9 protein-coding genes are annotated in these 11,502 nt (G+C 68.2%); 3 read left to right on the top strand and 6 right to left on the bottom strand.

The features are described 5' to 3' along the window. The first annotated feature begins 164 nt into the window (after positions 1 to 164). Both ACRDPS_RS05320 and ACRDPS_RS05325 read left to right on the top strand, forming a co-directional pair. On the top strand, positions 165 to 866 hold the full coding sequence (locus ACRDPS_RS05320) for a GOLPH3/VPS74 family protein (RefSeq protein ID WP_431500587.1): 702 nt from the start codon (positions 165 to 167) through the stop codon (positions 864 to 866). Between the two features lie 93 nt (positions 867 to 959). Continuing rightward, positions 960 to 1,670, top strand: coding sequence for a GOLPH3/VPS74 family protein (locus ACRDPS_RS05325; protein WP_431500588.1), 711 nt, complete (start codon positions 960 to 962; stop codon positions 1,668 to 1,670). A 111-nt stretch (positions 1,671 to 1,781) separates the two neighbouring features. Here ACRDPS_RS05325 and metG read toward each other — a convergent pair whose 3' ends face one another. The 6 genes from metG to ACRDPS_RS05355 all read right to left on the bottom strand — a co-directional run bounded on the left by metG (position 1,782) and on the right by ACRDPS_RS05355 (position 8,754). Next, entirely contained in the window at positions 1,782 to 3,632 is a 1,851-nt protein-coding gene (metG, locus tag ACRDPS_RS05330; protein WP_431500589.1) for a methionine--tRNA ligase, read from the bottom strand. 69 nt (positions 3,633 to 3,701) lie between these two features. Next, entirely contained in the window at positions 3,702 to 4,940 is a 1,239-nt protein-coding gene (locus ACRDPS_RS05335; RefSeq protein ID WP_431500590.1) for a peptidoglycan recognition protein family protein, read from the bottom strand. 105 nt (positions 4,941 to 5,045) lie between these two features. Continuing rightward, complete coding sequence (locus ACRDPS_RS05340; RefSeq protein WP_431500591.1) at positions 5,046 to 5,588, bottom strand: maleylpyruvate isomerase family mycothiol-dependent enzyme; 543 nt, start codon at positions 5,586 to 5,588, stop codon at positions 5,046 to 5,048. Between the two features lie 24 nt (positions 5,589 to 5,612). Then, entirely contained in the window at positions 5,613 to 6,164 is a 552-nt protein-coding gene (locus ACRDPS_RS05345; protein ID WP_431500592.1) for a TIGR03086 family metal-binding protein, read from the bottom strand. 167 nt (positions 6,165 to 6,331) lie between these two features. Continuing rightward, positions 6,332 to 6,988 (bottom strand): DsbA family protein, encoded by a 657-nt coding sequence (locus ACRDPS_RS05350; protein WP_431500593.1) that lies wholly within the window; start codon positions 6,986 to 6,988, stop codon positions 6,332 to 6,334. Positions 6,989 to 7,047: 59 nt separating this feature from the next. Beyond that, positions 7,048 to 8,754 carry a CHAP domain-containing protein gene (locus ACRDPS_RS05355; protein ID WP_431500594.1) on the bottom strand — a complete coding sequence of 569 codons (1,707 nt, stop codon included), beginning with the start codon at positions 8,752 to 8,754 and terminating at the stop codon, positions 7,048 to 7,050. Between the two features lie 153 nt (positions 8,755 to 8,907). Here ACRDPS_RS05355 and pepN point away from each other — a divergent pair, with 153 nt between their 5' ends. Beyond that, on the top strand, positions 8,908 to 11,451 hold the full coding sequence (pepN, locus tag ACRDPS_RS05360; protein ID WP_431500595.1) for an aminopeptidase N: 2,544 nt from the start codon (positions 8,908 to 8,910) through the stop codon (positions 11,449 to 11,451). The last annotated feature ends 51 nt before the right edge of the window (positions 11,452 to 11,502 follow it).

Below are 11,502 nucleotides of genomic sequence, written 5' to 3' on the forward strand. Positions count from 1 at the left end.
GCAGCGTCCTGGTCACCGGCGGCGACAGCCTCGAGGTCGTCGCGGTCTGGATCGGCATGCTCGGCCTCGACTTCACCGTGGAGTCACCCCCGGAGCTCCGCGACCACCTCGCGATCCTCGCGACCCGCTACGCCGCCGCCATCGGTCGGACCGAGTGAGGCGTCATGCTCATCGCCGAAGACCTGGTCCTGCTTACCCTGGACGACCGCACCGGACGACCCTTCGGCGGGATCGACACGTGGACGCTCGATCTGCTGGCGGGCGGAGCTCTCCTGTCCGAGCTCGCGCTGGCCGGCGCGGTCAGGCTTCACCTCGACCCGGTCTCGCGCATGGTGGAGGTGCATCCGACGGGCGTCCGACTGCCCCAGGATCCGTGTCTCCGGCGCGCCTTGGAGCTCGCGGGCGGGAAGGCGCGTCCGCCCGCCCTGGTCAGGAGCTGCGGCATCGCGATGTCCGGCCATCTACTCGAGCGTCTCCGGCACCAGGGTCTGCTCGGTCGGGAGCAGCGGCGGCGTCTCCTCGTCACCCGGACCGTCTGGCCGACGGTTGATACCGCCTACAAGCAGGACGTACGCCGCCATCTCGCCGCCACCCTGGTCCACGGAGATCATCCGAGCCAGCGCACAGCCGCTCTGATCGCTCACCTAGCCGCCGTCGACCAGGCCCACCGGATCTTCGCCTCACCCGGCGCGACCCCGCAGCACGTCAAGGCTCGCGCGGACCACATCGCCCGCGCCCATTGGGCCGCGGCCGCCGTGCGGGGTGTGTTCCTGGCCGGTCGTGGCCGACGTGGTGGGTACGACTGGGGCAGCGACGGAGGCGTTGGAGATGGCGGTGGAGGCGGAGATGGTGGCGGAGGCGACTGATCATGCCCCGTCCGAACCGCGCCAGAGGATGCGGCCGGTGCTGATCCGGGCAATTCGGTGTCGGGACCGCCGAGCGCACATTACGGTCGCGTCGTGACGATCGCCGAAGACCTCGTGCTGCTGACCCTGGACGACGTCACCGGACAGCCCGTCAAGGGACTTCGCGACATGTCGAAGCGGGACATCCTGCTCGGCGGCGCGCTGCTGACCGAGCTCGCGCTCGTCGGTGCGATCGACGTACGCAGGAAGGCATTCTTCCTCTCGCCCAAGGTGCGTCCGGTGGCCGTGGGCGTGCCCGAGGACTACTGCCTGCAACAGGCGATCACGATCATCAGGGAACGGCCGAGGACCCCACGCGCCCTGGTCGGCCGGATCGGGCACGAGAGGTTCGACTACTTCGCAGGCGTGCTGGCCGGGCGCGGCGTGCTCCGAAGAGAGCGGCGCAGGGCGTTCCTCTCCACCAGGACGGTCTGGCCCGTCGCCGACTCACGATCCAAGCAGCCGCTACGCGACCAGATCTCTTCCGTGCTCCTCCACGACGACCTTCCCGATCAGCGCACCGGCACCCTGATCGCCCTGCTCTCGGCCGTCAACCAGGCCCATCGGCTCTTCGTCTCCCCGTCGGTGCCACCACGAGCCGTGAAGAAGCGTGCCCAGCGGATCGCCCGAGCCGACTGGGCCGCGGGCGCCGTTCGCGATGCCATCGTCGCTGCCCACGACGGCGTCGAGTCCCGCTTCTACGGAGGCTTCAGCGACGGCACCTTCGGGGACGGCGGAGGGGACGGCGGCGGAGGTGGCGACTGAGGTGGCGACTGGGCCGCGGGCGACCTGCACGGGCCTCGATGACACCATCCCGCCCGACGTCCCGTCGCCACCCGGCACCGAGTGGGCAACGTGGACATCAGGCGGGAAGGCTCACTCCTGCGGCTTGATGCCCAGCCGGTCGAGCTCCTCGTCGATCACGGCCGGGTCGAGCTTGCGGAAGACCGGGGTGGGCTTGGCGACCGGGGTGCCGACGAGGATCGGGTGGCGCTCCCACGAGGGCGCGCCGGAGTAGTCGCCGGTGATGATCGGGTAGGGCCTGCCGTTGTCGAGGTCCTCGGTCTCCTCGATGCGGGGCATCGGGGCGACCTCACCCTTGCCGCCGAGTGCCTTGTCGATCTCGTTGGCGGAGAACGGCAGGAACGGGGACAGGATGAGGTTGAGGTCGGCGACGCACTGTGCCATCACGTGCAGCACGGTGCCGAGACGCTCTCGGTCCTCGGTGGCCTTGGCGAGCTTCCACGGTTCCAGGTCGGTGACGTACTTGTTGACCTCGCCGACGGCCCGCATCGCCTCGCCGATCGCCTGCTTCTGGCGGTGGCGGCCGATCAGGTCGCCGACAGTGCCGAAGGCAGCACCGACGGTGTCCAGGATCGCCTGGTCCGCTTCCGTCAAGGGCCCAGCGGGCGGCAGCTCACCGAAGTTCTTGGCGATCAGGGTGGCGGTGCGGTTGACCAGGTTGCCCCAGCCGGCGACGAGCTCGTCGTTCGTACGCCGCACGAACTCCGCCCAGGTGAAGTCGGAGTCGTTCGACTCCGGGCCGGCGGCGGCCACGAAGTAGCGGAACGCGTCGGGCTGGTAGCGCGAGAGCAGGTCGCGTACGTAGATCACGATCTTCTTCGAGGAGGAGAACTTCTTGCCCTCCATCGTCAGGTATTCGCTGGAGACGACCTCGGTGGGCAGGTTGAGGGTGCCGTACGCCCCCGGCTGACCGCCCTTCGACCCGCGACCGTTGTAGGCGAGCAGCTCGGCCGGCCAGATCTGGGAGTGGAAGGTGATGTTGTCCTTGCCCATGAAGTAGTAGGCCAGCGGCTCGGCCGCAGCGAGCTCGGTCGCGGTGGCTCCCTCGAGCGTCCCGGGCGGGTTCCACCACTGCCGCCAGGCCTCGGGATCCCCTGATCGCCGCGCCCACTCGATCGACGCGGACAGATAGCCGATGACCGCGTCGAACCAGACGTACAGCTTCTTCGTCGGGTTCTCGCGCCACTCGTCCAGAGGCACCGCGATCCCCCAGTCGATGTCGCGGGTCATCGCCCGCGGGCGGATCTCGTTGAGGATGTTGCGCGAGAAGCCGATCACGTTGGGCCGCCACAGACCGGTGCGCTCGCGCTCGGCCAGCCACTCGCTCAGCGCGTCGGCCAGGGCCGGGAGATCGAGGAACATGTGCTGGGTCTCGATGAACTCCGGCGTCTCACCGTTGATCTTGGAGACCGGGTTGATCAGCTGGTCGGGGTCGAGCTGGTTGCCACAGTTGTCGCACTGGTCGCCGCGGGCGCCCGGCGCGTGACAGATCGGGCACTCACCCTCGATGTAGCGGTCGGGCAGGGTCCGCCCGGTCGACGGGGAGATCGCGCCCTTCGTGGTCTTCTCGACGAAGTAGCCGTTGTTCCACACACCGAGGAACAGCTCCTGCACCACCGAGTGGTGGTTGGCCGAGGTGGTGCGGGTGTAGAGGTCGTACGTCAGGCCGAGAGAGACCAGGTCCTCGACGATGATCCGGTGGTTCTTGTCGACGAGCTCCTGGGGCGTCACGCCCGCCTCGTCGGCGGCGATCAGGATCGGGGTGCCGTGCTCGTCGGAGCCGGAGACCATGAGCACGTCGTGGCCGGCCATCCGCATGTACCGACTGAAGACGTCGGAGGGCACACCGAAACCGGCGACATGGCCGATATGGCGCGGGCCGTTCGCGTACGGCCAGGCGACTGCGGACAGAACTTTGCTCATGCCCCCATCCTAGGGACGGGGCGCCACCGGCTTCTGATCGACACCAGCATTCGCCACGCGCAACCCGGATCAGCCGTTGAACATCTGGTCCCGCTTGTAGGCGTACTTCCGGATCCACGGCAGCCACTTGGCGAGCTGGGCGCCGGGGCAGGAGGTCTCGTTGGTGTGGAAGTGACCGTCGATGACCCAGACCCGCACACGACGGCCCGGGGGGAACCGGTCGCTGCCCTTGGAGATCGTGACCAGCTTGCCGCGTTCGTCACGCCCGGCCATGTCGAGCTTCCAGGCCGCCATCCGCTCGGTCTTGATGAGCGCGTCGTCGGAGGGGCGTACGTTCTCGAAGCTCCCGATCAGGGCGATGCCCATCGACTGGTGGTTGAAGCCCAGCGTGTGCGCGCCCTTGACGAGCCGGTTGACGCCGCCGGAGCGGCCCTCCCAGGCACGGCCGTACTTGTCGATGAGGAAGTTGTACGCGATGTCGAACCACCCCAGTGACCTGGTGTGATAGCTGTAGATGCCGCGGATGATCCCCGGTACGTCGCCCCTGGCGTAGTTGTTGCTCGTGGCGGTGTGGTGGATGTGGACCTGCTTGAGCGAGGAGTTGAACTCCGGGCGGCCGTTGCGCCAGGAGTTGTTGGCTCCCCACTGCTTCCGGGAGAAGATCGCCGGCTGCGGCGCCCACCGCGGCTTCTTCCGCGCGGTGCGGCCGCTGGCTCCGTAGCCCAGGTCGTCGTCAGCCGCCTGCTCCTCGGGCTCCTTGACGTCTTCCTGCGGCCCGGTGTTGATCAGGGTCAGCAGCAGATCCTTCGGCTGGGCCCCCTTGACCCGGACCTGTACGCCGCTGGCACGGCCGGTCCACACCGGCTGGGTGCCCCGGCGCTTGGCCTTGCCTCGCGCGGCGACGAGCGACTCGGCGCCGTCGGGCAGGTCCTCCTGCAGGGGCATCACCTGCCACTTGCGCCACTCGTCGGACTTGCGCACCCGCACCTCGACCTGGGGAGTCTCCTCGCCGGTCCAGGAGACACCGACCATCGAGAACGTCGTCGTACCCAGCTTCTCGGTCGAGGCCGCGCCGGCCGAGCGCTCGGTCAGCCTCGAGGCCAGCTTCACGTCGCGCGTGGCGATGCCGTCCTCGAGACGCGGCAGCTTGATCACCTGGCCATCGTCGTCGGCAGCGGCCGACCTGGTCAGGAAGCTGCTCCCGGCTACCGCCGGATCGATCGATGATCCGATGGCGGGGACAAGCATGGACGCGCCAAGGACAACAGCGGTCAGGGTCACGGTGATGACGCGGGGGAAACGGGCCATACCTCTGATTTTGCGGAGTCAACGGCCCGACATGCCGCAAACGCATGTGTTCGGTGTGTCGTTTGAGACTTCTGTGGCCACTGAGGCGGGGTTATCGAGAGCCGTTCATCGAGCGCTGCCGCTGAACGGCACCGGCCGACCCGCGTACGCAGCCAGGTGCTCATAAGCACCCGAACCCTCCGGCGCGGCGACCGCGTTCGCGAACGCACGGCCCTTGCGCTCCGGCCCGAGGATGCGGTCCATCGAGACGACCGCCCGCTGGGCGACGGCCTCGTCCAGGCCATCGCTAGGGCGTCCGAGCGCGGCACACAGGTCCCAGGTGTGCACCGCGATCTCGGCCGACTGCCAGTCGGGGTCGACCATCACCATGTCGTCGGCGCCGACCTCGCGCCACAGGTTGATCAGCGCGTTGCCCCGCGTACGCAGCTCCTCGCCCAGGTTGATCGCGTAGTCCTCGCGCCCGGCCCATCCCGGAGGCGATCCCTGCAGCATGGTCACGAAGACGCGGGGCTGGGCGATCATGTGGTTGGCCAGCTTGCGCAGGTCCCAGTCGGGGCACGGCGTCGGCCGTGCCAGATCCTCCGCCGTGACGGAGTCGAGAAGGTCTGCTGCCTGTGTCAGTGCGCGCTGCAGCGCGAACACTCCCATCTGATCAACCACACGACCATGATCTCAGGCGACCTTCCGGCCGGCGAAAGCAGCCAGCCGCTCGTACGCCCCGGCGCCTTCCGGCGCCACCACCTCGGCGCCGAAGGCACCGGCGCGCATCTCCGGCTTCAGGGTCGCCTGCATGAAGCCGAGCCCGACCTCGGCCAGCTCGGGATCGAGCTCGGAGGAGGGCACGTCGAGAGCCTGCGCGAGATCCCAGGAGTGCACTGCGTACTCGGCGACGAGCATGCCGACCGGCACCACCGCTCCACCCTCCCAGCCGTCCCCGCCGGGTCCCTGCGCGAGCGTATGAAGCACGTCGTCGGCACCGACCTTGAACACCGGCCCCCACCCCTCCTCGACGTGCGGTGTCGGCGCGCCCCAGTCGGGCTCCCCGCCCTGGAGCATCGTGACGAAGTTGGCCCCGTCCTGAATCACGTGGTCGGCCAGAGCCGCCACGTCCCACTCCTCGCACGGCGTCGGCCGCGAAGCGGTCTCGGGCCGCACCCGGTCGAGCAGGTCGCCGGTCTGGTCCAGCGCCCGCGAGAGGATTCCTGCGTCGTCTGTAATAGTCACCCCGCCAACGTACGACTGCTTCGCGGCGGCGTCACCGTCATAATCAAGCGACCTCGTCACCGCGAGGCACGAGCGGAGACGAGACGGAGACGAGACGGAGACGAGACGGAGACGAGATCGAGCGAGCGCACGTCTGAGCCTGCGAGGACGTGACCGCGTGTCGAGATTCAGCTGAAGTCGAGGTCGTGGACCCGGGCGCGCTTGAGCTCGTAGACGTAGGGGTAGGCGGTGATCAGCTGGAACCCGTCCCAGAGCTTGCCGGCCTCCTCACCCTTGGGCGCCTTGGAGATGACCGGGCCGAAGAAGGCCGAGCCGTTCATCGCGATCGTCGGGGTGCCGACGTCGTTGCCGACCTGGTCCATGCCCTCGTGGTGCGACTTCGCGATGGCCTCGTCGAACGAGGAGTCGTCCATCGCGTCGGCGAGCTCGGCGGGCAGCCCGACCGAGGTCAGCGCCTCCTCGATCATGGCCCGGTCGAAGTCGCGACCCTCGACGTGGCGGCGGGTGCCGAGAGCGGTGTAGAGCTCGGCGAGCTGAGTCTGGCCGTACTCGTTCTGCACGGCCATGCAGACCCGCACCGGACCCCACGCGGTCTTCAGCATCTCCCGGTAGTCGTCCGGGATGTCCTTGTCCTGGTTGAGGTACGCCAGGCTCATGATGCGCCACGTCACCTCGACGTCGCGCACCTTCTCGACCTCGAGGATCCAGCGCGAGGTGATCCAGGCGAAGGGACAGGCGGGGTCGAACCAGAAGTCGGCCTCGGTCTTCTTGGCAGCCTGCTCGGCAGTGCTCTCGGACGGCGCAGCGGGAGTGGTCTGTGTCATATCAACACTGAACCACTCCCGCCACGGATCTGTTCCGGCCCACGGATCTGTTCCGGGCTTCAGTCGACGGTGGTGAAGTCACCCCCGCTCGCCCAGTAGGCGACCTCGTCACCCCAGTAGGAGGCCTTGACCGCGTACTCGCCCGGCGGGAGCTTGACGAAGGTGACGCCGGCAGCCCCTCTGCTGAGTGTCTTGGTGACCGTACGTCCGCCGTCGGTGGTGATCTTCACCGAACCGGTCGGGACGTAGCCCGGCGCGGTGACCTTGACGACGACGTCGGCCTGCTTCGACCCACCGTTCGCGATCACCCGGACGGACGGCTTGACGCGCACCCGGCCGCTGGGGCCGTACGTCTTGGTCAGGGTCCCTCCGGTGCGGGACTTGGCGACCACCGTGACGCTGAGCCGGTGACCCACGTCGGCCTCGGTGGGGTAGTACTTCTCGGTCGTCGCCCCGGAGATCGGCGTGTCCTCACGCGTCCACTGGTAGGAGAGGTCCACCTGCTGACTGAAGCTGCCCGGGTCGACCTGCATCAGGCCACCGAGGCGAGTTCCACCCTTGACGAAACCGGCCTCGGTCTGTTCCAGACCGTCGGGGGTCTCGGGAGGCTTGGGAGGCTTCGGCGCCTGTCCACCGCCGACCAGGGAGCTCGCGAAGGCGTAGGACTGCTTCGGCCGGTAGCCCGTCTTCACCCCGACCAGGACGGCTCCGATCCTCTTCCCGGAGGCCGCTGCGGGCACCTTCAGGAAGCGGGACTTGCCGCGCGCGATCAGCTTCTTGTCCGCGTACCACCGGATCTCGCCGATCCGAGCCCCGGGCGAGTAGTACGCGCCGCCGAGAGCGATCGTCGAGCCCACCTTCTGCGCGCCGGTGATCCTCGGCTGCTTGCGCACCGAGAGAGTTCCCTGCTTGATCGGCGGCAGGATCTCGCTCATCGTCTTGGCGTCGCGGTAGTCCCGGCGCGTGCCGGTGAGGACGGCCGCGATCTGCTTGCCCGCCAGCCGTGCGGGGATGCGGAAGGTCTTGTTGGTCGCGCCCGGGATGGGCTTCTTGTTGACGATCCACTGGTAGCGGATCTTGTTCGGGTTCGGGCTCCACGAGCCGGTGTTGACCGTGACCGACTTGCCGACCTGGGCCGTCCCCTCGACCGTCGGCCGCTTGGTGACCGAGAGCCGCTGGTCGTTGAAGTGGATGAACCCGGTCGGGTAGTTCGAGGAGCCCTTGGTGATCTTGCGCCAGCTGAGGTCGCTGCCGTAGTTGGACTCCGAGATCGTGACCGAGCTGGACGAGACCCGCTCGACGTACGCGACGTGGCCGAACCGGCTCGCGCTCGGGTGCGAGGAGTGCCACCAGGCGATCGAGCCGACGGTCGGCGTACGGTTCGTCAGCCTGCTCAGCGCAACGCCCCAGTTGGTCGCGTTGCCCTCGCCCGACCAGGGGCGGGCGTTCGGCAGACCGGTCTGGATCATCCGGTACGCGGCGTAGTTGGTGCAGTTGCGACCGGCGTACATGCGCCAGTACATGCTGCCCCAGGCGTTCTCATAGCCAGCGGTGGAGTAGCCCTTGCTGCGGCAGTCCGAGAAGCCTGAGCAGAGCGTGATCGTGCCCGCGTGCGCCGGTGAGGCCAACTTGGGGATGACCTGTACACCGAGCCCGACGAGCAGCAGAACCGCGCCGGCAACCAAGGTCCGACGCAGCGCCCCGCCGGGCTTCCCCACCCGGCGCGACTCCTGTGAATACTGATGTTCCTGTGACGTAAGGGGCACGTGTGCACTTTAGGGAAAGTTGTCAATCATTGATACCGGTGTGTCGGAATTACAACAGTGTATTTTTACTTTTCACGCTCAGCGACTCCCAAGAACGGGCAACAAGCGGGCCATAAATGTCTCGAAATCCGGGCAGAATGAGAGGATCCAGACATGCCTGGAACCAATCTGACGCGTGCCGAAGCCACCGCTAGGGCCGCGATACTCGACGTCCTCTCGTACGACATCGATCTCGACCTCACCACGGGTTCTGAGACCTTCGGTTCGACGACGACGATCACGTTCACCTCCGCCGAGCCCGGCGCCTCGACCTTCGCTGACCTGGTCGACGCGACGGTCCACGAGATCACGCTCAACGGGGTCTCGCTCGACCCCGCGGTGGCGTACGCGGACTCCCGGATCCAGCTCGACGACCTCGCCGCCGAGAACGTGCTGGTGGTCAAGGCCGACTGCACCTACTCCCACACCGGCGAGGGGCTGCACCGCTTCGTCGACCCGGCCGACGACCGCGTCTACCTCTACTCCCAGTTCGAGGTCCCCGACGCGCGCCGCGTCTACACCACCTTCGAGCAGCCCGACCTCAAGTCCGTCTTCACCTTCCACGTCACCGCGCCCGAGAGCTGGAAGGTCGTCTCCAACTCCCCCTCCCCCGAGCCGAAGGCGCTCGACGACGCGCGCGCGACCTGGGACTTCGAGCCCACCAAGAAGATGTCGACCTACATCACCGCGCTGATCGCCGGTGAGTACCACGAGGTCCAAGACGTCTACGAGGGCAAGTTCGGCACGATCCCGCTGGGCCACTACTGCCGCCAGTCGCTGGTGCCCTACCTCGACCGCGACGAGGTCGTGAAGATCACCAAGCAGGGCTTCGAGTTCTTCGAGGACGCCTTCGACTTCCCCTACCCCTTCGGGAAGTACGACCAGCTCTACGTGCCGGAATACAACATGGGCGCGATGGAGAACGCCGGTGCCATCACGCTGCGCGACGAGTACCTCCCGCGTTCCAAGCAGCCGCGCTCGTTCTACGACTTCCGCGCCTCGGTGATCCTGCACGAGATGGCGCACATGTGGTTCGGCGACCTGGTCACCATGAGGTGGTGGGACGACCTGTGGCTCAACGAGTCCTTCGCCGAGTGGGCCTGCTACCACGCCCAGGCCAACGCGACCGAGTTCACCGACGCCTGGACCGGCTTCACCAACGCGCGCAAGCAGACCGGCTACCGCCAGGACCAGCTGCCCACCACGCACCCGATCGCCGCGGACAACTACGACCTGCAGGCCGTCGAGGTCAACTTCGACATGATCACGTACGCCAAGGGCGCCTCGGTCCTCAAGCAGCTCGTCGCGTGGGTGGGCCTGGAGCCGTTCCTGGAGGGGCTGAAGGCCTACTTCAAGGAGTTCGCCTTCGGGAACTCCGAGTTCAAGGACCTGCTGCGCCACCTCGAGGCCGCCTCCGGCCGCGAGCTCCAGGGCTGGGCCCAGGAGTGGCTGCAGACCTCCGGCGTCAACACCCTCGCGCCCGAGTTCACGCTCGCCGAGGACGGGACGTACGCCTCGTTCGCCGTGCGCCAGTCGGCGGCCGCCGACTATCCGACGCTCCGTCGTCACCGCATCGGCCTCGGCCTCTACGACCTCGTTGATGGTGCACTCGTCCGTCGCGACGCGTTCGAGATCGACGTCACCGGCGAGCTGACCGACGTTGCCAAGCTGGCCGGCGTCAAGCAGCCCGACCTGCTGCTGCTCAACGAGGGCGACCTGACGTACGCCAAGATCCGGCTCGACGAGCGCTCGCTCGCCACCGCGCTCGAGAGCCTCTCCGCGCTGGACGACTCGCTCTCACGCGCGCTGATCTGGGGCGCGGCCTGGGACATGACCCGAGATGCGGAGATGCGTGCGAGCGACTTCGTCGAGCTCGTGCTCGCCAACATCGGCCAGGAGACCGACTCCTGGGGTGTCACCCGGATCCCGGTCTTCGCCGCCCAGGCGGTCGGGTCCTTCTCGGCCCCGGCCAACCGCGACGCGCTCAAGGCACGCTGGGAGTCCGGGCTCAAGGCTCTGCTGGAGGCTGCCGCCCCCAGCAGCGACCACCAGCTGACCTTTGCCCGGACGTACGCCTCCGCGGCCCGCTCCGAGGCCGCGATCGCCGATCTTCAGGCGCTGCTCGCCGGCGAGGTGACCTACGACGGTCTCGACATCGACCAGGACCTGCGCTGGGCGCTCGTGACCGGGCTCGCCGCCTCGGGCACCTTCGGCGAGGCCGAGATCGACGCCGAGCTCGGACGCGACAACACCATCTCCGGCAAGGAGAAGGCCGCCGCGGCCCGCGCCGCCCAGCCCTCTGCCGAGGCCAAGGAGGCCGCCTGGGACTCGGTGGTCGTCCGCACCGACGTCGCCAACGAGACCGCTCGCTCGATCGTGTTCTCGTTCCAGCGCGGCGGTCAGGACGAGGCGCTGGCGCCGTTCGTCGACCGTTACTTCGAGGCCGCCGACACTCTCTGGGACCACCTCGGCACCCACCGCGCCTCGGTGGTGCTCGAGCACATCTTCCCGAAGCCGGCCGCCTCCCCCGAGCTGCTCGCCAAGGCCGACACGTGGCTCGAGACCTCCCCCGCTGCCCCCGCCGCCAAGCGGTACGTCCGCGAGGGACGCGACGAGGTCGCCCGCGCCCTGGCCGCTCAGGAGCGCGACGCGCAGTAGCATCCCGCCGAGTCGGCGCGTCCTGACCGCCATCCCCGCCGAGTCGGCGCG

It is taken from the genome of Nocardioides sp. (genome assembly GCF_050699375.1).
Lineage (GTDB): Bacteria > Actinomycetota > Actinomycetes > Propionibacteriales > Nocardioidaceae > Nocardioides.

Coding starts and splice junctions, on each gene's coding strand:
- ACRDPS_RS05340 (WP_431500591.1), bottom strand. CDS start 5,588: ATGGGAGTGTTCGCGCTGCAGCGCGCACTGACACAGGCAGCAGACCTT.
- ACRDPS_RS05335 (WP_431500590.1), bottom strand. CDS start 4,940: ATGGCCCGTTTCCCCCGCGTCATCACCGTGACCCTGACCGCTGTTGTC.
- ACRDPS_RS05350 (WP_431500593.1), bottom strand. CDS start 6,988: ATGACACAGACCACTCCCGCTGCGCCGTCCGAGAGCACTGCCGAGCAG.
- ACRDPS_RS05320 (WP_431500587.1), top strand. CDS start 165: ATGCTCATCGCCGAAGACCTGGTCCTGCTTACCCTGGACGACCGCACC.
- pepN (WP_431500595.1), top strand. CDS start 8,908: ATGCCTGGAACCAATCTGACGCGTGCCGAAGCCACCGCTAGGGCCGCG.
- metG (WP_431500589.1), bottom strand. CDS start 3,632: ATGAGCAAAGTTCTGTCCGCAGTCGCCTGGCCGTACGCGAACGGCCCG.